The sequence below is a fragment of the Bradyrhizobium sp. genome, from assembly GCF_016219575.1.
Taxonomy (GTDB): Bacteria; Pseudomonadota; Alphaproteobacteria; order Rhizobiales; family Xanthobacteraceae; genus Bradyrhizobium.
On record NZ_JACRMG010000001.1, the window covers coordinates 126,104 to 148,886 of the forward strand.

Consider the following 22,783-nt stretch of genomic DNA (forward strand, 5'->3'; position numbering starts at 1 on the left):
TGGAGACGACGATGAAAGTGATTGGCATCGCGGGCTGGAGCGGCGCCGGCAAGACCACCCTGCTGACGCGCACGATTCCGCAGCTGCTCAAGGAGGGCCTTCGCGTCTCCGTGATCAAGCACGCCCATCATGAGTTCGACGTCGACGTTCCGGGGAAGGATTCCTGGGTGCACCGCCAGTCCGGCGCCTCGGAGGTGCTGGTGTCCTCGAGCCGTCGCTGGGCGCTGATGCACGAATTGCGCGGCGCAGCCGAGCCGAGGCTGCAGGAGCTGTTGGCCAAGATGGCGCCGGTCGACCTCGTCCTGGTCGAGGGGTTCAAGCGCGAGCCGCATCGCAAGATCGAGGTGCACCGCGCCGCCAACGGCAAGCCGTGGCTGTTTCCGGACGACCCCGGCATCGTCGGCATCGTGACCGACACGAAGGTCGAGTTTAGGCTGCCGGCCGTTCATCTCGACGACATCGATGCGGTCGCCGCCCTGATCAAGCGGTCGGCGATCTCGATCAAGGATCTGTTCTCGGAAGCGACCGCCTAGAGGGACCGGATTCGCATGGCGCAACTGTCTGATGATTGCTTTGCCTTCGGCGGCCCGATGATGTCGGTGGACGAGGCCGTTGGTCTCATTTCCGCACGCGTCAGCAGGGTTGCGGACGTCGAGACCGTTGCTCTTGCCGAGGCCGACGGCCGCATTCTTGCGCATGATATCGCTGCGCCCTTGCCGCTGCCGCCGTTCACCAATTCGGCGGTGGATGGTTATGCGGTGGCAAGCGGTGATCTGCCGAAGGCCGAAGCGGAGGCATTTCCCGTGCTCGGCCGCGTGCAGGCCGGTGCATCGCCTGATGACGCGATCAAGGCGCGCCACGCCGTGCGCATCTTCACGGGTGCGCCGATGCCGGTCGGGGCCGACACCGTCTTCATGCAGGAGGATGTTCGTCTCGATGGCGGCAATGTCGTGTTGCCGGCAGGGCTCAAGCCCGGCGCGAATGTACGGCCGGCCGGCGAGGACATTCCGCTTGGTTATGCTGCGCTGAAGGCCGGCCGGCGGCTGCGGCCACAGGATGTTGCGCTCATCGCAGCCTTCGGCCTGACGCATGTCGATGTGGTCAGGCGCATCCGCGTCGCGGTGTTCTCCACCGGCAACGAGCTGGTGTCGCCGGGCGAGGCGCGCGCCGCGCCGCAGCTCTTTGATTCCAACCGCTTCATGCTGATGGCAATGCTGCGCCGGCTCGGGTGCGAGGCCGGCGATCTCGGTATTTTCAGCGACGAGCCGAACACGCTCGCGAGCGCCTTGAAGCGGGTGGCCGGCCAGCACGATCTTCTGCTCACCACCGGCGGCGTCTCGACCGGCGAAGAGGATCACGTCAAGGCGGCGGTGGAGAGCGCCGGCAAGCTCGTGCTGTGGCGTATGGCGATCAAGCCCGGCCGTCCCGTCGCGATGGGTATCATCGGCGGCACGCCCTTCATCGGGCTGCCCGGCAATCCCGTGGCAAGCTTTGTCACCTTCGTGCATGTGGTGCGGCCGACCATTCTGGCGCTGTCGGGCGCGCAGCCGGAGAAGCTGACCCCGATGCCGGTGCGCGCGGCGTTCTCCTACAGGAAGAAGATCTCGCGCCGCGAATATGTCCGCGTCTCCCTGCGGCAGGGTACGGACGGCGTGCTGGAGGCGGCCAAATTTCCGCGCGAGGGTGCGGGGCTATTGTCCTCGCTCGCCGATACTGACGGCCTTGCCGAACTCGGCGAGGATGTCACGCAGGTCTCGCCCGGCGATTCCATCGGCTTTCTGTCTTACGCCAGCCTGATCAATTGATCGAAAGTTGACGGTGCCAATTCCGTTCGCCATCTTCATCGCATGACCACGACCAGGCTCGATCTCGCCGGCCTCAAATGCCCTCTGCCGGCACTGAAGACGCGCAAGGCGCTGAAATCGCTCGCCGCCGGCGACCGGTTGGAAGTGCTGTGCACCGATCCGCTCTCGGTGATCGACATTCCCAACCTCATTCGCGAGACCGGCGACAAGGTCGAGATCACCGAGCGCAGTGAAAGCCGCATCGTTTTCTTGATCGAGAAGACCAATGGCCCGATAGGCAAAACCGATACTGCGTCATCGACGCATAATTGAGTTTTGGTTTGCTGCGCTGTGCCGGTAGACTCCGCCGATCGATCGACAGCGAAAAGTTCTGCGATATGAATACGAAGCAGCGAGGCTGCCATTCCGGCGGTCCAATGGCTTGCGCGCCCGCGGTCGGAAGTGGACCTTTTCCCGGACATCGGCCCGGAATGCCGGTTCCCTTAAATCCTTATCCGAGCGCGATAATTCTCTTGGCATCTGGCATGCCAGAGAATAAGGTCGACGAAAATCAAGGCTAGGAAACGAGACGTTTTTCAATGGCTCACGACGTGCAACAGGTTCGCGTGTTCGATCATCCCGGGCAGGGACGCCAGCGCGCGAAGGCGACGCCGAAAGGCCGCCAGATCGATCCGGCTGCCGCGCAGGAGATCGAGCAATTGCTCGGCGACCGGCCGCGCCGCCGCGACCTCCTGATCGAGCACCTGCACCTGATCCAGGACAGGTATCACCAGATTTCGGCCGCGCATCTTGCCGCACTCGCTGACGAGATGAAGCTCAGCTTTGCCGAGGTGTTCGAGACCGCGACCTTCTACGCGCATTTCGACGTGGTGAAGGAGGGCGATCCGGCCATCCCACCACTCACGATTCGGGTCTGCGACTCGCTGACCTGTGCCATGATGGGCGCGGAACAGTTACTGGATGAACTGAAGCGCGGTGCAGGTCCCGGTGTACGGGTCGTGTGCGCGCCTTGCGTCGGATTTTGCGACAGTGCGCCGGTAGCGGAGGTCGGGCACCGCTATGTCCTCAACGCAAAGGCATCCGATGTCCTCGATATCGCGGCTCGCGGCAAGACCGATCCGATCATTCCAGCTTTTGTGAACTACGAAGCCTATGTGAAGGACGGCGGCTACAAGCTGCTCGGCGATCTGCGGGCAGGGCGCGTCAGCAAGGAAGACATCCTCAAGGTTCTCGACGATTCCAGCCTGCGCGGGCTCGGCGGTGCCGGCTTTCCCACGGGGCGAAAATGGCGTGCCGTGCTCGGCGAGCCGGGCCCGCGAGTCATGGTTGTCAACGCCGACGAGGGTGAGCCCGGCACTTTCAAGGATCGCTTCTACCTGTTGCGTGACGTTCACCGCTTCCTCGAAGGCATGCTGATCGGGGCGCATGTCATCGATGCGGAAGATGTCTACATCTATCTGCGTGACGAATATCCGGCCGCCCACAAGTTGCTGCCGATCGAGATTGCCAAGCTGCCGCCGGGCGGTCCGCGCATCCATCTGCGGCGCGGCGCCGGTGCCTATATTTGCGGCGAGGAATCCTCGCTGCTCGAAAGTCTCGAGGGCAAGCGTGGCTTGCCGCGGCACAAGCCGCCATATCCTTTTCAGGTCGGGCTGTTCGGCATGCCCACCCTGATCAATAATCTCGAGACGCTGTTCTGGGTACGCGACCTCGTCCAGCAAGGCGCTTCGTGGTGGACCAGCCAGGGGCGCAACGGACGTCATGGATTGCGCAGCTATTCTGTTTCTGGACGTGTGAAGAATCCCGGCGTCAAGCTTGCGCCGGCCGGCATCACCGTGCGCGAACTGATCGACGAATATTGCGGCGGCATGGCCGACGGCCACAAGTTCCGTGCATACCTGCCGGGCGGCGCGTCGGGCGGCATCCTGCCGGCGTCGATGAGCGACATCCCGCTCGATTTCGGCACGCTGGAGAAATACGGCTGCTTCATCGGCTCGGCCGCCGTCGTCATTCTCTCCGACAAGGACAGCGTGCGGCTGGCGGCGCTGAACCTGATGCGTTTCTTCGAGGACGAGAGCTGCGGGCAGTGCACGCCGTGCCGCGTCGGCACGCAGAAGGCGGCGCTGTTGATGGAACGTCCGGTGTGGAACCGGGCGCTGCTCGAAGAATTGAGCCAGGCGATGCGGGATGCCTCGATCTGCGGCCTCGGCCAGGCGGCGGCGAACCCGCTGACATCCGTGATCAAATACTTTCCCGACGAGTTCAAGGAAGCGGCCGAATGACGAAGATTACGTTCGAGCTCGACGGCAAGCAGGTCGAAGCCAAACCGGGCGAGACCATCTGGCAGGTGGCCAAGCGCGGGGGGCGCGACATTCCGCACCTCTGCTATTCGCCGGCGCCCGATTATCGCCCCGACGGCAATTGCCGCGCCTGTATGGTCGAGATCGAGGGCGAGCGCGTGCTGGCCGCGTCCTGCAAGCGCACGCCGACCGTCGGCATGAAGGTGAAGACGGAGAGCGCGCGTGCGGTCGCCGCGCAGAAGATGGTGATGGAGCTTCTGGTCTCCGACCAGCCGGCGCGCGAGACCTCGCACGATCCGGACTCGAAGTTCTGGAACTGGGCCGAGACGGTCGGCGTCACCGAAAGCCGTTTCCCTGCCGCGCAGCGCTGGGAGGGCGACGCCAGTCATCCGGCGATGCGCGTCAATCTCGACGCCTGCATCCAGTGCGGCCTTTGCGTGCGTGCCTGCCGCGAGGTGCAGGTCAACGATGTCATCGGCATGGCCTATCGCAGTGCCGATGCCAAGATCGTGTTCGACTTCGACGATCCCATGGGTGAATCGACCTGCGTCGCCTGCGGCGAATGCGTGCAGGCTTGTCCCACCGGCGCGCTGATGCCGGCGGTGATGCTCGACGACAGGCAGACCCGCGTCGTCTATGCCGACAGGAAGGTGGATTCGCTCTGCCCGTTCTGCGGCGTCGGTTGCCAGGTTACCTATCAGGTCAAGGACGAGAAGGTGATCTATGCGGAAGGCCGCGACGGCCCGGCGAACCACAACCGCCTCTGCGTCAAGGGCCGCTTCGGCTTCGATTACATCCACCACCCGCATCGCCTGACCAAGCCGCTGGTGCGGCTGCCGAATGCGAAAAAGGACGCCAACGACCAGGTCGATCCCGCCAATCCCTTCACGCATTTCCGCGAGGCGTCGTGGGAAGAGGCGCTGGATATCGCGGCCGGGGGGCTGGTGAAAATCCGCGACGGGAAAGGCGTCAAGGCGCTGGCCGGCTTCGGCTCGGCCAAGGGCTCCAACGAGGAGGCCTATCTGTTCCAGAAACTGGTGCGCACCGGCTTCGGTTCCAACAACGTCGATCACTGCACGCGGCTGTGCCACGCCTCGTCGGTGGCGGCGCTGATGGAGGGGCTGCACTCCGGCGCGGTGTCGGCGCCGTTCGCCGCCGCCATGGATGCCGACGTCATCATCGTGATCGGCGCCAACCCGACCGTGAACCATCCCGTCGCGGCGACCTACCTCAAGAACGCGGCCAAGCGCGGCGCCAAGCTGATCGTGATGGATCCGCGCCGGCAGGCGCTGTCGCGCCATGCCTGGAAGCACCTCGCCTTCAAGCCCGGCTCCGACGTCGCCATGCTGAACGCGATGCTCAACACCATCGTCACCGAGGGCCTGACCGACCAGCAATACATCGCGGGCTATACCGAGGGCTTTGACGAGCTCGCGGAGAAGATTAGGGAATTCACGCCGGAGAAAATGGCGCCGATCTGCGGCATCGACGCCGAAACCCTGCGCGAGGTGGCGCGGACCTACGCACGCTCGCGCGCCTCGCTCATCTTCTGGGGCATGGGCATCAGCCAGCACGTCCACGGCACCGACAATGCGCGCTGCCTGATCGCGCTGGCCCTGACCACGGGGCAGGTGGGCCGTCCCGGCACCGGCCTGCATCCGCTGCGCGGCCAGAACAACGTGCAGGGCGCCTCCGATGCCGGCCTGATCCCGATGTTCCTGCCGGATTACCAGCCGGTCGGCCGCGTCGACCTGCGCGGCAAGTTCGAGGAATTGTGGCAGAAGAGCCTCGATCCCGTCCGCGGGCTCACCGTGGTCGAGATCATGAATGCGATCCACAAGGGCGAGATCACGGGCATGTATATCGAGGGTGAAAACCCGGCGATGTCGGACCCCGATCTGCAGCACGCCCGCGGGGCGCTGGCAAAGCTCGATCATCTCGTCGTGCAGGATCTGTTCGTCACCGAAACAGCGTTCCACGCCGACGTTATCCTGCCGGCCTCTGCATTTGCGGAGAAATCCGGCACCTTCACCAACACCGACCGCCGCGTGCAGCTCGCGCGCGAGGTGGTCAAGCCGCCCGGCGACGCACGGCAGGATCTCTGGATCATCCAGCAGATCGGCAAGCGGATGGGCCTGCCGTGGAACTACGATGGCCCGGCCGACGTGTTCACCGAGATGACGCAGGTGATGCCGTCGCTGCACAATATCACCTGGGAGCGCCTGGTGCGCGAGGGCGCGGTGACCTATCCGGTCGACGATCCCGACAAGCCCGGCAACGAGATCATCTTCACCACCGGCTTCCCGACCCCGAGCGGCCGCGGCAAGATCGTGCCGGCCAAGGTGATGCCGCCGGACGAATTGCCGGACGCCGAATATCCGATGGTGCTCTCGACCGGCCGCGTGCTCGAGCACTGGCACACGGGTTCGATGACCCGCCGCGCCGCCGTGCTCGACCAGATCGAGCCGGAGGCGGTCGCCTTCATGTCGCCGAAGGACATGCGGCGGCTCAACGTGTGGCCCGGCGATTTCATCCGGCTGCAGACCCGGCGCGGCGCCGTCGAGGTCAAGGCGCGCTCCGATCGCGACGTGCCGGAGAACATGGTGTTCATGCCCTTCTGCTACGCGGAGGCGGCGGCGAACCTCCTGACCAATCCGGCGCTCGATCCGTTCGGCAAGATTCCGGAATTCAAGTTCTGTGCGGTCAAGGCCGAGAAGGTCGCGCAGCGGGTCGCGGCCGAGTAGGCTCTATCTCTTGGAGCATGATCTTTTCCGAAAACCGGTTCCCACTTTTCGGGATCATGCTCTAGAACCACGGCTCCTCGTAGACGGGTTGGCCATCGAGCAGCAGCCGCTTGATGGCGGCGCGTCCCGATGGCGTGACGGCAGCGACCACCGTCACCTTCTGCGCGTTGCGCGCCTCCTCGAGCTTCTTGCCCTCGCCCTCGGGGACGAAATAGCTTTCCAGATTGTAGCGAACCCGCAGCTTGTCGCAGAAGGCGGGCTTGCCCGAAGCGCCGCAGCTGGCCCCGTAGGCGACCCGGCCGCGGATCAGCACCTCGGGGCTTGCGACCGCGACCGGCTCGGTATGCACCGAGACCGCTTCATGGAATCCGTCGCGATTGGGTGCGAGCTTGACGAACACCGTCGGATGGTACGAGGGCGCCGGCTGGTTCTTCAGCGCACCGGACGGCAGTTCCGAGATGTCGTAGCCGAGGACGACATAGTCGCCGCGCAGCAGGTCGCGCGGATCGATCGGACGGGTCCGCAGCGTCACGTCCGTTCCGTCGCGCAGGATTTGAACGCGATCGAAAACCATCACCGCCAGCAGCGCGATCTGAACCAGCACGGCGGCGCCGAACAGCACCGCCTTCGGAATGCGTCCGAAAAACTCAGCGAAGGATGCGGCGGCGCTGATCATGGCTGGGTTCTCGGCAGCAGACGATTGAGCATCAGCGCGAGCGCGACCGCAATGGCGCCGGCCACCGCGAGGAACACCGAGCGGCCGAGCAGCGAACCTTTCACCGCCCATGTGATGGCCCCGATCACGCCGGCGATTCCAAGCCAGCCGGCGACGATGCGCGGCCGGGAGCTATCCAGGATGCCGGAGACGACAATGCAGACCATGGCGCAGAGAAAAGCCGCGTATAGCAGCCAGGGCTCACCGGTCGGCGCCTGCTTCCATGCCCCTGTCGCCACGAGCGCGAGCGCAATCCCGATTCCGGCTGCCAATATGCCTGCCCGGCGCGCTGCCGTGCCGGCCGCGAAGGCGACGAGGGCTCCCGCCACGCTGCAACCGATCGCCCACAGCGGCGGGCCGGCTGCCGGAGCGCTTCCGAAAAAGGAATCGTTGACCGTCGCCACCCCGCCAACAGCGACCGTGGCGAGCGAAAAGGCTCCATAGACGGACAGGACGGTACCGGCGGAAGCCAGCCGCTGCCACGGCGTGATGGTGAGCGCGAGACCTCCGCCGAACAGAAGGGCTGCGCCACCGCCGAGAATGAAAATCGCGTCATGATCGGTGTGCATCGCCGCCGCTGCGATCCACCAGGGCAGCACGGCCAGCGCCACCAGATGCGCCGCCACACGCGAGTTCCAGGCAAGCGCAAGGCCGGCGGCGACGAACCAGATGATCAGGAATGGCAGATGTGGAGCATCCTGCGCTTCAACGACGCGCATGCTGCTCCATATGCTCGCCGCCACCAGCGCCACTGCCAGCGCGCCGCGCGAGCCGGTCAAGGCGGCTGCGACCAGCGCCCCCACGGCCCACAGCAGCAGGCCGCCGGCGAAGTCGCTGCCCAGATGATACATCTGGCCCACCAGCGCGATCCCGGCACCGAAGATGATCGCGCCGACGCTGGCGCAGAGATCGGCCAGCATCGGGCGCTCGGTGCGGGCAAACCAGGCACCGATGCCGTGCGTAACGACGATGCCGGCAAACAGAATAGCCAGGCGGGACAAACGGGCGATTTCGGTCCAGTGCGCGGCGATGAAGGCGAGAAATGCGGAGGCGATCAGCAGGCCGCCGACGATGGCAACCACCACCGCGATGTTGACGCCGGGCGAGACCGGCGGAAGCGCGGCGCGGATGGCGGCGACGGCCGCAGGCGCGACCACGCCATCGGCCTCCCATCGCGCGAGATCGGTTTCGAGGCGCTGGCGGTAGGCTCGATCGAAGATCATGCTGGTCTTGCGGCTCGTGCTGCGTTCAGGCGGGCGACGCCCGGCTTCAGGTTCGACTTCGGGTGTGGCAGTGACGGTCGCATGCGTGGGTCAGGGTATCATCGGCCGGTTGTATTGGGACAGACGGCCATCTCGTTACACATGCGTTTAGTCGTTGACGCCGCTGGGGCGGTTCATATCGACCTGTCTCCACGGAGCTAACATGCGTTCTCGTTCCCGCGACTCGTTTTCGCCCGGGTTCTGCCATTTCGTTGCTCCCTCCTGATTAGAGGGCGCGGGAAAAGCCGGGCGCCGACTGCGCCCGCAGCACCGTGTGCGAAAAGTGCTACAGAAAGTGCACACGGGTTTGACAGGTACAGCCGAGACATCCCGGCTTTCCCCGCGCAATGGCTTTACGGCTTATACGTACTCTCCCCGGGGAACGGCCTTTCTTGCCCCCGTTGCCAAGCCCGCACAGGCGGGCCGGATAGACGCCAGGGTCGCGGCGCCAGGACCACACGACTTCGCCGTACGCTGCCATCTCAATCGCCTTTGAGACCGCCGCGTCCATCGCATCCCGCGCCCAACGTGTCGTGACGATGGCGATACGCCCCTCCTGACGGGCGCGGATGGCAGGAAGTTAGTTCTGTTTTACGGAATTGTCAAGAGGCAATTCGGATTCTGAGAAGAGGGCGCAAATCCGCCCTCAATCGGTTGATCTTGCTCATTGAATGGGTTCTGGAAGGCGAACCGCGAATTCGATGCCTCGGCCGATCTCATGCGGCTGCCGACGGCCGACGATCGAGCGCCAGGGCCAAAATGCCCGTCACGACCGCAACCTGCGTATCCGGTTCCGCAGGACGTTCGTCGGGATCGAACGCGAGTCCAACCACCGCGTTGCGGCCATCCGCGGTGCGGACAGGCCAAAAATCGAACCGGGACGAGGGATGCGGATAGATGCCGCCGTGCAAGGCAGTGCCCGTCGCCAGGGACGATTGTGCTGCTTCCAGGTCCGCCTCTGCGGGCTCCAGGTCGCCGGTGCGCTTGATCGAAGTCACCTGTCCTTCCACCACCAGCATTACGACTGCGGGGACGCGGAACAGGGCGGCAAGCGCCTGGCACGTGATCGAAGCAATCGCGTCCACATTGCCGGCCGATGCAACGTCCCGGCTGTAGCCTTGCAACACGGCTGCCTGCCTCCTCAACGTGGACGCTTCGGCCGCTCGCCGGTGGGAAGTAAATGAAACGCCGCTTACGATGAGGCCGACCACGAACAGCAATGCCATTGCCCAGATGTTCGAGGGGTCGTCGATGGCCAGCGAATAGCGAGGGTCGGTGAGGAAGAAATTGAAAGCCAGGGCCCCGAGTATTGCCGAGCAGATCGACGGACCGAGGCCGAGGCCGACGCCGGCGACGATGACCGGGATGACGAAAACAAGGGAAAGATTGGGAATGCTCACCTTGGCTTCGACGACGACGGCGACGAGCGTTGCAGCAGCAGTCATCGCAACCGCAGCAAGATAGCGCACCCACACCGGATTCAAGGGGTCGGCGTCGGCGGTCTCGATGGCGGCCGGTTGCAGTTTCGATTCAACGTCTGTCATTGCCATGACTCCTTCGGCGTGTGTGCAGCCAGGCTAGAACCTAGTGCCTGCAATGAGGATTATCGACGCGTTGACTGCCAGGCTGATAGCCAGAAGGCTGGAGACCAGCATCAGGGCTCGCAGGGATTTTTCCGACATCCATCCTGCAATAGTGGTCCGCTTTTCGTGGGCGACCGCCGGCGTATGCATGTCCATCTCCGTTCGTTTTAGTCGCGATTTTCGACCACGCGAGCGAGAGTTCGGTCCGATTGCATATTAAATCGAGGGTGGGAGAACGGCTGCGATATAGGAATTGCATAAACGTTACGACGCGGCGGCAGACTTCCTGTCGTCCCTGCGAAAGCAGGGACCAATAGCCACCGATGTCTCACTTGAAGCAGGCTGCGGCCCCAGCCTGGCATCACAACAAGGTGAGGTGGTTATGGGTCCCGGCTCGCGCGGAGCCTGTCATCGGGCGCGCATTCGCGCGACCCGTTGGCTTGGCCGGGACGACAGCGGAGGAACGCTTATGGGATTCCTATAACGCACCTGTTGGCCGCATCTCGAAAACCTATGCGCCGGGTGGCACCTGAACGAGCGAACGAAGCGGGCCGTGCGTGCGGCCCGCATTTGGCGCACAGGAACACCCCATGCTCGACATTCTCATGCTCGCCATTGCCGCCGGCCTGTTCGCCGTGGGCATCGGCTACGCCTATGTCTGCGAACGCCTGTGAGGAGAGAACCATGATCTTCGATTATTCGCTCGCCGGCCTCGTTTCGCTCGGTCTGCTCTTCTATCTCACCTACGCCTTGCTGCGCCCCGAGCGCTTCTGAAGCCGTGATGATTCTCGTGCAACTCTTGCTGGCGTACGCGCTCTTGAGCGCGGCGCTGTTCGGCCTTCTGGCCGTCCTCCTGCGTTCGAAGAAAATTCGAAAGGCCTGACCCCATGACCGCCATCGGCTGGACCCAGATCATCCTCTACTGCGTCATCGTCGCCGCGCTGGCCAAGCTGCTCGGCTGGTACATGACGCGCGTGTTCAACGGCGAGAGCACCTTCCTGTCGCCGGTGCTCCACCCGATCGAAAGCGCGATCTACTGGATCGGCGGCGTCGACGCCAGGCGCGAGCAGCACTGGCTGACCTATACGGTCGCCATGCTGCTGTTCCATGTCGGCGGCGTCCTGATCATTTATGGCCTGATGCGGCTGCAGGCATCGCTACCCTTCAATCCGGCCGAGATGTCGGCAGTCGCGGAGGATTTGTCGTTCAACACCGCGATCTCCTTCATCACCAACACCAACTGGCAGAACTACGGCGGCGAGAGCACGCTCTCCTATCTGACCCAGATGATCGGGCTCACGCACCAGAACTTCCTCTCGGCGGCCACGGGCATCGTGCTGGCGGTCGCACTGATCCGCGGTTTCGCGCGTTCCTCGATGCGCACTGTCGGCAATTTCTGGGTCGACGTCACGCGCTGCACCCTCTATGTGCTGCTGCCGATCTGCATCGTCTTCACGCTGTTCCTGGTCTGGCAGGGCATGCCGCAGACGCTCGGCCCCTATGTCGAGGCAACGACGCTGGAAGGTGCCAAGCAGACCATTGCCGTCGGTCCGGTCGCCTCGCAGGTTGCCATCAAGATGCTCGGCACCAATGGCGGCGGCTTCTTCAACGCCAATGCCGCGCATCCCTTCGAGAACCCGACCGCGCTGTCGAACTTCGTGCAGATGCTCTCGATCTTCGTGCTCGGCGCAGCCCTCACCAACGTGTTCGGCCGCATGGTCGGCGACCAGCGCCAGGGCTGGGCGATCCTCGCCGTGATGGGCGTGTTGTTCATCGCCGGCGTCGCCATCGCCTACTGGGCGGAAGCCAATGGCACGTCGACCCTGAGCAGCCTTGGCCTGACCGGCGGCAACATGGAGGGCAAGGAAGTCCGCTTCGGCATCGTGGCGTCCTCGCTGTTCGCCGTCATCACCACCGCCGCCTCCTGCGGCGCGGTCAACGCCATGCATGACAGCTTCACCGCGCTCGGGGGCATGATCCCGCTGATCAACATGCAGCTCGGCGAGATCATCGTCGGCGGCGTCGGTGCCGGCATGTACGGCATGCTGCTGTTCATTGTCCTTGCGATCTTCGTCGCCGGGCTGATGGTCGGCCGCACCCCGGAATATGTCGGCAAGAAGATCGAGGCGCGCGAGGTCAAGATGGCGATGCTCGCCATCCTGATCCTGCCGCTGATGATCCTCGGCTGGACCGCGGTCGCCGTGGTCTACCCGACCGCGACCGCCTCGATGGCCAATGCCGGCCCGCACGGCTTCTCCGAGGTGCTCTATGCCTATAGCTCGCAGACCGCCAACAACGGCTCTGCCTTCGGCGGCCTCACCGGCAACATCTTCTTCTACAACGTCACCGGCGCGGTTGCGATGTTCGTCGGCCGCTTCATGATGATCGTGCCGGCGATGGCGATTGCAGGCTCGCTGGCCGAGAAGAAGTCCGTTCCGGCCTCGGCCGGCACCTTCCCGACCACCGGCGGCCTGTTCGTCGGCCTTGTCGTCGGCGTCATCCTGATCCTCGGCGGCCTTACTTTCTTCCCGGCGCTGGCACTCGGCCCGATCGTCGAGCACCTCGCCATGAACGCCAACACCGTCTTCTGATCGATTGCATTCGGAGCAACATCCATGGAACCCGTACATAAAATGAACAAGCGGATGCCGGTTGCAGCAATGCTGGATCCGAAGATCGTGGTGCCCGCGATCCGGTCGGCCTTCGTCAAGCTCGATCCGCGGCTGATGATCAAGAGCCCGGTGATGTTCGTGGTCGAGATCGTGGCCTTGCTGACCACCGTGATCTTCGTCCGCGATCTCCTCACCGGCGGCGCCAATCTCGGCTTCACCTTCCAGATCATTCTCTGGCTCTGGTTCACTGTGCTGTTCGCCAACTTCGCGGAGGCCGTCGCCGAAGGCCGCGGCAAGGCGCAGGCTGAATCGCTGAAGAAGACCCGTACCGAGAGCCAGGCCAAGCTGCTGCAGGGATTGAGCAAGACCTATCGCCTCGTCCCCGGCACCAGCCTGAAGGTCGGCGATATCGTTCTGGTCGAGGCCGGCGACAATATCCCGTCCGACGGCGAGGTGATCGAAGGCGTTGCTTCCGTCAACGAAGCCGCCATCACCGGCGAATCCGCCCCCGTGATCCGCGAATCCGGCGGCGACCGTTCGGCGGTGACCGGCGGCACCCAGGTGCTGTCGGACTGGATCAAGGTCCGCATCACTGCCGCCCAGGGCTCGACCTTCATCGACCGCATGATCAAGCTGGTCGAGGGCGCCGAGCGGCAGAAGACGCCGAACGAGATCGCGCTCAACATCCTGCTCGCGGGCCTCACCATCATCTTCGTGTTTGCGACCGTGACCATCCCGAGCTACGCGGCCTATGCCGGCGGCTCGATCTCGGTCGTGGTCCTGGTGGCGCTGTTCGTCACGCTGATCCCGACCACCATCGGTGCGCTGTTGTCGGCGATCGGCATTGCCGGCATGGACCGCCTGGTGCGCTTCAACGTGCTGGCGATGTCGGGCCGCGCGGTGGAGGCTGCGGGCGACGTCGATACGCTGCTGCTCGACAAGACCGGCACCATTACGCTGGGCAACCGGCAGGCCACTGCTTTCCGACCGGTCAAGGGCGTGACCGAACAGGAGCTCGCCGATGCGGCGCAGCTCGCCTCGCTCGCCGACGAGACGCCGGAAGGCCGCTCGATCGTCGTGCTGGCCAAGGAGAAATACGGCATCCGTGGCCGTGACATGAAGGAGCTTGCCGCCACGTTCGTGCCCTTCACCGCGCAGACCCGCATGAGCGGCATCGATGCCGGCGGCTCTTCGGTGCGCAAGGGTGCGGTCGATGCGATCCTGAACTTTATCGGCGGCGCGGCGCAGCCGGTCGCGAGCGGCAATGTCGTGCGCGCCATGCAGCCGGGGCTGGGTTCCGATGCGGCCCGCGAGCTGCAGGCGATCTCTGACGAGATCGCCAAGGCGGGCGGCACCCCGCTTGCGGTAGCGAAAGACGGCAGGCTGCTCGGCGTCATCCAGCTCAAGGACATCGTCAAGGGCGGCATCCGCGAGCGCTTTGCCGAGCTGCGCCGGATGGGCATCCGCACCATCATGATCACCGGCGACAACCCGATGACCGCGGCCGCCATTGCGGCGGAAGCCGGCGTCGACGATTTCCTGGCGCAGGCCACGCCCGAGGACAAGCTGAAGCTGATCCGCGACGAGCAGGCCAAGGGCAAGCTGGTGGCGATGTGCGGCGACGGCACCAACGACGCACCCGCGCTCGCCCAGGCTGACGTCGGCGTCGCCATGAACACCGGCACGCAGGCCGCCCGCGAGGCCGGCAACATGGTCGACCTCGACTCCAACCCCACGAAACTGATCGAGGTGGTCGAGATCGGCAAGCAGCTGCTGATGACCCGCGGCGCGCTGACCACGTTCTCGATCGCCAACGACGTGGCGAAATACTTCGCCATCATCCCGGCGATGTTCCTCGCGTTCTATCCGCAACTCGAGGTGCTCAACGTCATGCACCTTGCCAGTCCGCAGAGCGCCATCCTGTCAGCGATCATCTTCAACGCGCTGATCATCATCGCGCTGATTCCGCTGGCGCTGAAGGGCGTGGCCTACCGCGCCGTCGGTGCCGGTGCGCTGCTCCGCCGCAACCTGCTGGTCTACGGCCTCGGCGGCATCATCATTCCCTTTATCGGCATCAAGGCCATCGACCTCGTCGTCGCGGCCCTGAATCTGGCCTGAGGAGACCTGTCATGTTGAGAGAAATCCGTCCCGCGATCCTAGTCCTGGTCATGCTCACGCTGATCACGGGCCTCGCATACCCCCTCGCCATGACCGGCGTCGCCGGCGTCATCTTCCCGAAGCAGGCGCAAGGCAGCCTGATCGAGAAGGACGGCAAGGTGGTCGGCTCGACGCTGATCGGCCAGGAATTCAAGGAAGACAAGTATTTCCATGGCCGGCCGTCGGCGACGGTCGGGCCGGACCCGGCCGATTCCACCAAGACCACGTCCGTGCCGTACAATGCCGCGAATTCCGGCGGCTCCAACATGGGCCCGACCAGCAAGGCACTGGCCGACCGCCTCAAGGAGGACGTCGAGAAGCTGAAGGCGGAGAACCCGAGCGCGGCGGTGCCGGTCGATCTCGTCACCACCTCCGGCAGCGGCCTCGACCCCGACATCTCGCCGGAAGCAGCCCTGTTCCAGGTGCCGCGCATCGCCAAGGCGCGCAACATGTCCGAGGACACCCTCCGCCAGATGGTGACCATGAGCACCCAGGGCCGCTTTGCGGGCCTGCTCGGCGAGCCGCGCGTCAACGTGCTGGCGCTCAATCTGGCTCTGGATCGTGCGGCTTCGAAGTAGGCCGCCTGCCTAGGCTGGGGCGGAGCAGGGGACTATAATGTCGTAATGGCCCAGCAGCATCGCGATTCCACGCAACGTCCCTCGCCGGAAGCCCTGCTGGAAGCGGCCCGGCGCGAGGACGTGCGCACCGGGAAGCTGAAGATCTTCGTCGGTGCCGCCCCCGGCGTGGGCAAGACCTATGAGATGCTGCAAAGCGCCCATGCCAGGCTCAAGGCGGGCGTCGATGTGGTGGTGGGCGTCGTCGAGACCCACGGGCGCGCCGAGACGGAAGCCCTGCTGCAGGGCCTGGAAGTCCTGCCGCGCAAGCGGATCAGTTACAAGGAGCAGACGCTCGAAGAGATGGACATCGACGCGCTGATCGCGCGCCGACCGCAGCTCGCCCTCGTCGACGAGCTAGCCCATACCAATGCGCCGGGCAGCCGGCATCCCAAGCGCTATCTCGACGTCGAGGAGTTGCTGTCGCATGGCATCGACGTCTATACCGCCGTCAATATCCAGCACATCGAGAGCCTCAACGACGTCGTTGCCCAGATCACCCATGTGCGGGTGCGCGAAACGGTGCCGGATTCCGTGTTCGACCGTGCCGACGCCATCGAGCTGATCGACCTCACGCCCGACGACCTGATCCAGCGCCTCAAGGACGGCAAGGTCTATGTTCCCAAGCAGGCCGAGCGTGCGCTGGACCATTACTTTTCGCCCGGAAATCTCACCGCGCTGCGCGAGCTGGCGCTGCGGCGGACCGCCGAGCGGGTCGACGAGCAGCTGCTCACTCACATGCAGGCCAATGCCATCGCCGGCCCCTGGGCCGCAGGCGAGCGCATCCTGGTCTGCGTCAGCGAGGATCCGCGCGCCGCGGGCCTCGTGCGCTACACCAAGAGGCTTGCCGACCGGCTGCATGCGCCGTGGACTGCAATCGCCATCGAGACGCGGCGTACCCTGCAGCTCACCGACGAGCAGCGGGATCGCCTTGCCGATACGATGCGGCTCGCCGAGGCGCTCGGCGGCGAAGCCATCACCATTCCCAGCGTCGGCCGCCGCATCGCCGACGACCTGATCGGCTTCGCCCATTCCAACAACGTGACTCAGATCGTCCTCGGCAAATCCACCCGCTCGCGCTGGTTCGAGCTGACGCACGGCTCCGTCGTGCACGATCTGGTGCGGCGCGCCGGCAATATCAGCGTTCACGTCATTGCCGGCGAGGAGCAGCCGATGGGAAAGACCGCGGTGCAGACCGCGGCGCGGGCCGACGCGTTCGATCCGAAGCCCTATCTGATGTCGCTCTTGATCGTCGGGATCGGGCTAGGCATCGCCGTGCTGATCCAGCCATGGTTCGGCATCGAGAATGTCGACCTCGTGCTCTTGACCGCGGTGGTCGGTGTCGCCGTTCGCTACGGCCTGTGGCCGTCATTGCTGGCAACCGTCGCCGCGTCGCTCAGCTACAATTTCTTCTTCCTGCCGCCGGTCTACACCTTCACCATCACTGACCCGACCAACGTTGCGGCGTTCTTCCTGTTCATGCTGGTGGCGATCCTGGTTTCCAATGTCGCCGGGCGCGTCCGCTCGCAGGCCGACACCGCGATCGGCCGGGTCCGCACCACGGAATCGCTCTATGCTTTCAGCCGCAAGCTGGCGGGCACCGCGACGCTCGATGACGTGTTGTGGGCGACCGCCTACCAGATTGCGCTGATGCTGAAGGTGAGGGTGGTGCTGCTGCTGCCGCAAGACGGCGTGCTGACCGTGATGGCGGGCTACCCGCCGGAGGACGAGCTCGACCAGGCGGACCTTGCGGCGGCGAACTGGGCCTGGGCGAACGACCGCCCGGCGGGCCGCGGAGCGGATACGCTGCCGGGCGCCAAGCGCCTGTTCCTGCCGATGCGCACGGGGCGCGGGCTGATCGGCGCCATCGGTATCGACAGCGACAAGACCGGACCGCTGTTCACGCCGGACCAGCGGCGTCTGCTCGATGCACTGGTCGACCAGGGCGGGCTCGCCATCGAGCGCGTGCTGCTGGTCGAGGACATGGACCGCGTCAAGCGCACGGTGGAATCCGACCGCCTGCGCGGCGCGCTGCTCACCTCGATCTCGCACGACCTGAAGACGCCGCTCGCTTCCGTGCTGGGTTCCGCCTCCACGTTGCGGGATCTCGGCGATGGCCTGAGCGATGCGCAGAAACGCGATCTGCTCGCCACCGTGATCGACGAGTCCGAACGGCTCAACCGTTTCATCGCCAATCTCCTGGACATGACCAAGCTGGAGTCAGGCGCGATCGTTCCGAACACGGCGCGCCTCGACGTCGGCGAGATCGTCGGCAGCGCGTTGCGGCGCGCCGGCAAGATCCTCGCCCATCACAGGGTGCAGCTCGAGCTCGCCGCCGATCTGCCGATGCTGGAGCTCGATGCCGTGCTGTTCGAGCAGGTGATCTTCAACCTGCTAGACAATGCCGCCAAATACGCCCCGGCGGGAACCACGATCTCGATCCACGGTGCGCGGGACAGGGATGCGATCCTGCTGCAGGTCATGGATGAAGGCAGCGGCATTCCGCCGGCCGAGCTCGACAGCGTGTTCGACAAGTTCTACCGCGTGGAGAAGGGCGATCACGTGCGTCCCGGCACCGGCCTGGGGCTCGCGATTTCACGCGGCTTCATCGAGGCGATGCACGGCACCATCTCGGCGGCCAACCGCATCGACCGCCCGGGCGCGGTGCTCACCATCCGTCTGCCGGTGCCGGCGGAAGCCAACATAGCGTTTTCAAGCGAAGTGGATGCCGGTTCGCGTGAAGAAAACGCGTCAAAGCTGGAGCTTCGGATCTGATGCAATCAGAACCGAAATTCTAGAACTGGACACCGCCGCATGAATGCTCCCGCCATCAAGGTCCTGGTCATCGACGACGAGCCGCCGATCCGCAAGCTGCTGCGGATGGGGCTGAGCACGCAGGGCTACGACATCCTGGAAGCTTCCAACGGCAAGCTGGCGCTGGAAAGGCTCGCCGAGGGGCCGGCGCTGATCATCCTCGATCTCGGCCTGCCCGATATCCAGGGCCACGATCTCCTGCGCATGATCCGGGCCCGCAACGAGAGCGTGCCGATCGTGGTGCTGTCGAGCCGCGGCGACGAGGCCGGCAAGGTGCAGGCGCTCGATCTCGGCGCCGACGATTATTTGACAAAACCGTTCGGCATGGACGAGCTGCTGGCGCGCATGCGCGCCGCGCTGCGTCACCAGCTGCAGGTGCAGGGGGAGCGGCCGATCTTTCGCACCGGCGACCTCTCCGTGGACCTCGTCCGCCGTGTCGTCAAGGTCGGCGATCGCGAGATAAAATTGTCGCCGAAGGAATACGATCTGCTGCGTGTGCTGGTGCAGCACGCCGGCAAGGTGCTCACCCATCGCTTTCTGCTGAAGGAGCTGTGGGACGAACTCACCGACGCGCAATATCTGCGTGTCTATGTCCGCCAGCTGCGCCAGAAGATCGAGGCCGATCCGGAACGACCGCAATTCGTGCTGACCGAGACCGGCATCGGCTACCGGCTGCGCGCGGCGGATTGACCGGTTGCCGGCCTGCTATGCCAGCGTCCCGCCATCGACCGGCATGGCGATGCCGGTCACGAACGAGGCCTTGTCGGACAACAGGAACACGGCGACCTCCGCGATCTCCTCGGGACGGGCCGCGCGGCCCATCGGATTGCGGGTCACCGCGGCCTTGATCAGCGCTTCCGGATCGGCCTCGTTGTGGCCCGGCTGGTCCGGCCGGTTGACGAACACCCGCAGCATCGGCGTGTCGATCGCGCCGGGGCAAATCGCATTGACGCGAATGCCGTCCTTGGCGTGCCGCTTGGCGAGGCTGCGGGCAAGCCCGATCACGCCGGCCTTTGCCGCCGAATAGGTCGGGCTCCAGGGCGAGCCGGTCAGGCCCGAAGTGGATGCCGTGAACAGGATGCTGCCGGAGCGCTGCGCCGTCATGTGCGCCAGCGCCGCGTTGGTGGTGATCAGCTGGGAGCGCAGGTTGAGATCGATACTCATATCCCAGCCGTCGAGGTCGTCGATCACGGAGGGGCCGGGAATGCCGAGATGATTCCACAGGCAGTCGAGCCGGCCGAATTCCTTCACCGTGGCTGCAACAATCTCGCGCGAAAACGCGTCATCGCGCAGGTCGCCGGCCAGCGCCAAGGCGCGGCCGCCGCGCTTGCGGATTTCCTCCGCTACCGCCTTCACGCCGGTCTCGTTCTGGTCGACGACCGCGACCGCCGCGCCTTCCCGTGCCAGAATGATTGCGCCGGCGCGGCCTGCGCCCGAAGCCGCGGCGGTGACGAGCGCGATCTTGTTCTGCAAGTCCATTCGTTTTCCCTCCCTCATCCCGGTGCGGCCGGCGGCGCCCTGGATTTCATGACGGCACAACCTCGGGACGCCGACAGGCAAAACATTGGTGCGCCGATACGCTCTCCGGATCCCCGATGGATTCGGTCGGGTGGAGTATCGCGAAGGCAGAGGTAAGGTCGAGACACGTTAGCGGATGGCAGCGCAGCTTTACCGCCACACGTTCTTGCACCCGCGCATCGTCCGTTATCGGACGATCACGGAAACGGTCTGCCGGAGAATTGATAGTTGAAGCCGACGCGGACGATATCGTCGGTGAAATTGCCGGTCGTGACCGTCACCACCGGAACGGTTCCGAACCGGCCCGTTCCGATCGAGCCGAAGTCGATGTGAAGGTATTCAACCTTCCATGTCCATCCGCTCGTTCCAAACCGGCCTTCGACCCCGGCCCCGACGACGTATCCCACCTGGGTGGAGGAATAGCTGAAGGGGGTCACGAAGGTCGCTGTTCCCCCGGGTGTCGCGCTAAGGGTGAGCCTGTTGGTGCCGGAGACATTGATCTCACCGATAGCAACGCCGGCGGTGCCGTAAAACAGGATGTTGGGGGCGGCGAACACGCCAACCCGACCGCGCACGGTGGAGAACCAGCTCAGCTTTGCAGTGATGTCGCTGGTGTTGAGGAAACTGCAGGATCCGGCAGTGATGAAAGTGCAAGAAGTGTTGACGCCGGCGACGCTGCGGGTCGCGGAATCACGCTGGCCGGACCATTGCAAGTCGGCCTCGAGTCCAGCCAACCAGCGCGAAGCAAACTCCCAATTGTATCCGGCCTGAACGCCGCCAATGCCTCCATTGGGCTTCAATGGCAAGTAGCTGGAGGTGCCCGGAAAATTGTAGCCGAATGGAGCGTAGAAGAAGGGGCTTACATCAACGGTCGTGTCGACCCTGCCAAAGCTGTAGCCGACATTGCCGCCGGCGTAGAAGCCGGTCCATGAAACGGCCGGCGCCGCCTCGGCATCCATGGCGATGCCCAAGCCAAGGGCCGTTCCGGCCAGAAGAAGCAGCTTGTTGCGTAACATCGAAACGGCCCACCCCCAACGACCCAGGCGGGAAGTCATTTCGCCCAGGCGGGGACCAGATTCCGCACGGGAACCGCCGAATGACAAGCGGGGGCGGGCCGATTGGCCGATTTCCGGCCGAATTGTGGCGTTCGTGCAACACTGATCGCCGACTACGGGCGATGCATCAACTCCAGATATGGGGTGGCACAACCGCGGTCGTCGCCGCATGTCGTCGCCCCGATGTCACCCGCGGCGAGACCGCAAAGTTCGGCGGCCTGGCGCAGCGTCGTCCCGGGGTCGCCGGCCATGGCCTCGTAGTGCACGATCCGGCAGATACCGGGTATTTTCTCCACCGTGAGATCGGCCATCTGGTCGTACCAGCGCAGATAGTCGCGGATCGAGCGCATGTCGTAGGCGTAGGAATTCGCCGCCAGATACTTCGTCATGTACATCCGCAGGGCCACATCGTCCGGATCGCGCTTCATGATGAGGAAGCGCGAGTTCGGGACCAGCCTTGCAACGATCGCGGCATCGTGGATGCCCCCGTGCAGCGTGTTGGTGAAAACACGCGCTTGCCCGGCCCGTCGAAGCAAATCCTTACGGTAGTTTTCCCGGAAAGCGGGCCATAGCACTGCCGGAAGCTCTTCGAGATAGGTGCTCGCCGGCATCGCGGCCGCCCGGTAGGTTCGACGCACGGCATTTTCGATGATGGGGTTCTCATATCCGGCCTTTACGCCATCCAGCGAACCGATGAGCCGTTCCAGGCTAGTCTTGCCGGACCGCGACGGGCCGAGGATAAAAAGGGAAATCGGGGTCTCGCTGCCCGGCTCGATCGACGCGAACCTGGCGTTGCGCAGCCAGGCCAGGGACTTCTCCTGACGGACGACGCTTGCCTTGAGATCGGTTTGGCAACGGGCGGCGATCGTACGGTTCGCCATCACCAGATGCTCCCATGCCTCGGCATAACGGCCTGCCTTGTCCAGCGCCGCCGCGCGGACGAAGGCAAAGGTGTTCCTGAACTCAGGTTCTGCCTCGCCCTGGCGGGCGGCAAGCGCATCGAGAGCAGCCAACAGATCGATGCCGAGGACGCCGGCCGGCAGCGTTGTCATCACGTGCAGCAAGTTCAGGGAGCGATGGCCCTGCCGCCAGGCGGCCTCCAGCACATGTGCGGCTTCCAGGTTCCGGCCCATCGCCGCCAGGCACAGGGCCTGGCCGGCTGCCGCGGTTTCAAGGTGCGGGTCGACGGCGAGCGCCTCGCGATAGCAAGGTTCCGCCAGTTCGTATTCGCGCTCTTCGCGGCGGATTTCGCCGAGGGTCGCCAGAATTGCCGCATCGCCCGGCCGGATCGCCAGCGCGCGTTCCAGCGTCTGTGCGGCCATTTCGGTGGCGCCGAGCCGCAGATACGCCATGCTCAACGCCGTGAGCGTCATCCAGTTTTCCGGATCGAGCATGGATGCGCGCACCAGGCAATTCAGTGCGAGATCGTAATTCCGCTTGTCCAGATAGACGAGCCCGAGCGTGTGCAAGGCGGCAACATAATCCGGATAGCGCCGCGTCAGCGCGTTGCAGATCGCTTCTGCCCGGTCGAGTTTGCCTTGTTGGCGCAGCCGGTCGGCTTCCTCCAGCTGGTCGCGCGGAGCGGCGGACCTTGGTGACGTCAC

Annotated in this window: 17 protein-coding genes; 11 read left to right on the top strand and 6 right to left on the bottom strand. The window is 64.7% G+C overall.

From position 1 onward, the window contains the following. The first annotated feature begins 11 nt into the window (after window positions 1–11). The 5 genes from mobB (at window position 12) to fdhF (ending at window position 6,849) form a co-directional block, all read left to right on the top strand. Window positions 12–533, top strand: coding sequence for a molybdopterin-guanine dinucleotide biosynthesis protein B (gene mobB / locus HZB49_RS00625; RefSeq protein ID WP_291608496.1), 522 nt, complete (start codon window positions 12–14; stop codon window positions 531–533). Window positions 534–548: 15 nt separating this feature from the next. Next, on the top strand, window positions 549–1,805 hold the full coding sequence (gene glp, locus HZB49_RS00630; protein WP_291608497.1) for a gephyrin-like molybdotransferase Glp: 1,257 nt from the start codon (window positions 549–551) through the stop codon (window positions 1,803–1,805). Between the two features lie 42 nt (window positions 1,806–1,847). Beyond that, a complete protein-coding gene (locus HZB49_RS00635) occupies window positions 1,848–2,117 on the top strand; it encodes a sulfurtransferase TusA family protein (protein WP_291608498.1) in 270 nt (89 codons plus the stop codon). Between the two features lie 266 nt (window positions 2,118–2,383). Continuing rightward, complete coding sequence (locus tag HZB49_RS00640) at window positions 2,384–4,087, top strand: NADH-ubiquinone oxidoreductase-F iron-sulfur binding region domain-containing protein (RefSeq protein ID WP_291608499.1); 1,704 nt, start codon at window positions 2,384–2,386, stop codon at window positions 4,085–4,087. After that, a complete protein-coding gene (gene fdhF, locus HZB49_RS00645; protein ID WP_291608500.1) occupies window positions 4,084–6,849 on the top strand; it encodes a formate dehydrogenase subunit alpha in 2,766 nt (921 codons plus the stop codon). Before HZB49_RS00640 ends, fdhF begins: the two co-directional genes overlap by 4 nt. A 61-nt stretch (window positions 6,850–6,910) precedes the next feature. Here the strand turns inward: fdhF and HZB49_RS00650 are convergent, their stop codons facing one another. The 3 genes from HZB49_RS00650 to HZB49_RS00660 all read right to left on the bottom strand — a co-directional run bounded on the left by HZB49_RS00650 (window position 6,911) and on the right by HZB49_RS00660 (window position 10,370). Beyond that, window positions 6,911–7,525 carry a GDYXXLXY domain-containing protein gene (locus HZB49_RS00650; protein WP_291608501.1) on the bottom strand — a complete coding sequence of 205 codons (615 nt, stop codon included), beginning with the start codon at window positions 7,523–7,525 and terminating at the stop codon, window positions 6,911–6,913. Then, entirely contained in the window at window positions 7,522–8,787 is a 1,266-nt protein-coding gene (locus tag HZB49_RS00655) for a DUF2157 domain-containing protein (protein ID WP_291608502.1), read from the bottom strand. The genes HZB49_RS00650 and HZB49_RS00655 overlap by 4 nt, the downstream gene beginning before the upstream one ends. Window positions 8,788–9,542: 755 nt before the next feature. Further along, complete coding sequence (locus HZB49_RS00660) at window positions 9,543–10,370, bottom strand: DUF4118 domain-containing protein (protein WP_291608503.1); 828 nt, start codon at window positions 10,368–10,370, stop codon at window positions 9,543–9,545. Window positions 10,371–11,093: 723 nt separating this feature from the next. Between HZB49_RS00660 and HZB49_RS00665 the strand changes: the two genes are divergently transcribed. From HZB49_RS00665 to HZB49_RS00690, 6 genes are all read left to right on the top strand, one after another. Then, window positions 11,094–11,183, top strand: a complete 90-nt coding sequence (locus HZB49_RS00665; RefSeq protein ID WP_016846764.1) for a K(+)-transporting ATPase subunit F — start codon at window positions 11,094–11,096, stop codon at window positions 11,181–11,183. Window positions 11,184–11,296: 113 nt separating this feature from the next. Beyond that, window positions 11,297–13,000, top strand: a complete 1,704-nt coding sequence (gene kdpA, locus HZB49_RS00670) for a potassium-transporting ATPase subunit KdpA (RefSeq protein ID WP_291608504.1) — start codon at window positions 11,297–11,299, stop codon at window positions 12,998–13,000. Between the two features lie 24 nt (window positions 13,001–13,024). Further along, the gene (kdpB, locus tag HZB49_RS00675) at window positions 13,025–15,139 is read left to right on the top strand and encodes a potassium-transporting ATPase subunit KdpB (protein ID WP_291608505.1); all 2,115 of its coding nucleotides are present in this window, start codon (window positions 13,025–13,027) and stop codon (window positions 15,137–15,139) included. Between the two features lie 11 nt (window positions 15,140–15,150). Further along, window positions 15,151–15,756, top strand: coding sequence for a K(+)-transporting ATPase subunit C (locus HZB49_RS00680; protein ID WP_291608506.1), 606 nt, complete (start codon window positions 15,151–15,153; stop codon window positions 15,754–15,756). Between the two features lie 45 nt (window positions 15,757–15,801). Next, entirely contained in the window at window positions 15,802–18,567 is a 2,766-nt protein-coding gene (locus HZB49_RS00685; RefSeq protein ID WP_291608507.1) for a sensor histidine kinase KdpD, read from the top strand. A gap of 39 nt (window positions 18,568–18,606) precedes the next feature. After that, on the top strand, window positions 18,607–19,296 hold the full coding sequence (locus HZB49_RS00690; protein ID WP_291608508.1) for a response regulator transcription factor: 690 nt from the start codon (window positions 18,607–18,609) through the stop codon (window positions 19,294–19,296). A gap of 15 nt (window positions 19,297–19,311) precedes the next feature. On the opposite strand, the gene HZB49_RS00695 is transcribed toward HZB49_RS00690, so the two are convergent. From HZB49_RS00695 to HZB49_RS00705, 3 genes are all read right to left on the bottom strand, one after another. Continuing rightward, on the bottom strand, window positions 19,312–20,085 hold the full coding sequence (locus HZB49_RS00695; protein WP_291608509.1) for an SDR family NAD(P)-dependent oxidoreductase: 774 nt from the start codon (window positions 20,083–20,085) through the stop codon (window positions 19,312–19,314). Window positions 20,086–20,321: 236 nt separating this feature from the next. Next, the gene (locus HZB49_RS00700) at window positions 20,322–21,140 is read right to left on the bottom strand and encodes an outer membrane beta-barrel protein (protein WP_291608510.1); all 819 of its coding nucleotides are present in this window, start codon (window positions 21,138–21,140) and stop codon (window positions 20,322–20,324) included. A gap of 152 nt (window positions 21,141–21,292) precedes the next feature. Further along, a complete protein-coding gene (locus HZB49_RS00705; protein ID WP_291608511.1) occupies window positions 21,293–22,783 on the bottom strand; it encodes a tetratricopeptide repeat-containing sulfotransferase family protein in 1,491 nt (496 codons plus the stop codon).

Bases quoted from the DNA above. Each gene is read 5' to 3' on its own strand.
- mobB (WP_291608496.1), top strand. From the start codon at position 12: ATGAAAGTGATTGGCATCGCGGGCTGGAGCGGCGCCGGCAAGACCACC.
- glp (WP_291608497.1), top strand. From the start codon at position 549: ATGGCGCAACTGTCTGATGATTGCTTTGCCTTCGGCGGCCCGATGATG.
- HZB49_RS00635 (WP_291608498.1), top strand. From the start codon at position 1,848: ATGACCACGACCAGGCTCGATCTCGCCGGCCTCAAATGCCCTCTGCCG.
- HZB49_RS00640 (WP_291608499.1), top strand. From the start codon at position 2,384: ATGGCTCACGACGTGCAACAGGTTCGCGTGTTCGATCATCCCGGGCAG.
- fdhF (WP_291608500.1), top strand. From the start codon at position 4,084: ATGACGAAGATTACGTTCGAGCTCGACGGCAAGCAGGTCGAAGCCAAA.
- HZB49_RS00650 (WP_291608501.1), bottom strand. From the start codon at position 7,525: ATGATCAGCGCCGCCGCATCCTTCGCTGAGTTTTTCGGACGCATTCCG.
- HZB49_RS00655 (WP_291608502.1), bottom strand. From the start codon at position 8,787: ATGATCTTCGATCGAGCCTACCGCCAGCGCCTCGAAACCGATCTCGCG.
- HZB49_RS00660 (WP_291608503.1), bottom strand. From the start codon at position 10,370: ATGACAGACGTTGAATCGAAACTGCAACCGGCCGCCATCGAGACCGCC.
- HZB49_RS00665 (WP_016846764.1), top strand. From the start codon at position 11,094: ATGATCTTCGATTATTCGCTCGCCGGCCTCGTTTCGCTCGGTCTGCTC.
- kdpA (WP_291608504.1), top strand. From the start codon at position 11,297: ATGACCGCCATCGGCTGGACCCAGATCATCCTCTACTGCGTCATCGTC.
- kdpB (WP_291608505.1), top strand. From the start codon at position 13,025: ATGGAACCCGTACATAAAATGAACAAGCGGATGCCGGTTGCAGCAATG.
- HZB49_RS00680 (WP_291608506.1), top strand. From the start codon at position 15,151: ATGTTGAGAGAAATCCGTCCCGCGATCCTAGTCCTGGTCATGCTCACG.
- HZB49_RS00685 (WP_291608507.1), top strand. From the start codon at position 15,802: ATGGCCCAGCAGCATCGCGATTCCACGCAACGTCCCTCGCCGGAAGCC.
- HZB49_RS00690 (WP_291608508.1), top strand. From the start codon at position 18,607: ATGAATGCTCCCGCCATCAAGGTCCTGGTCATCGACGACGAGCCGCCG.
- HZB49_RS00695 (WP_291608509.1), bottom strand. From the start codon at position 20,085: ATGGACTTGCAGAACAAGATCGCGCTCGTCACCGCCGCGGCTTCGGGC.
- HZB49_RS00700 (WP_291608510.1), bottom strand. From the start codon at position 21,140: ATGTTACGCAACAAGCTGCTTCTTCTGGCCGGAACGGCCCTTGGCTTG.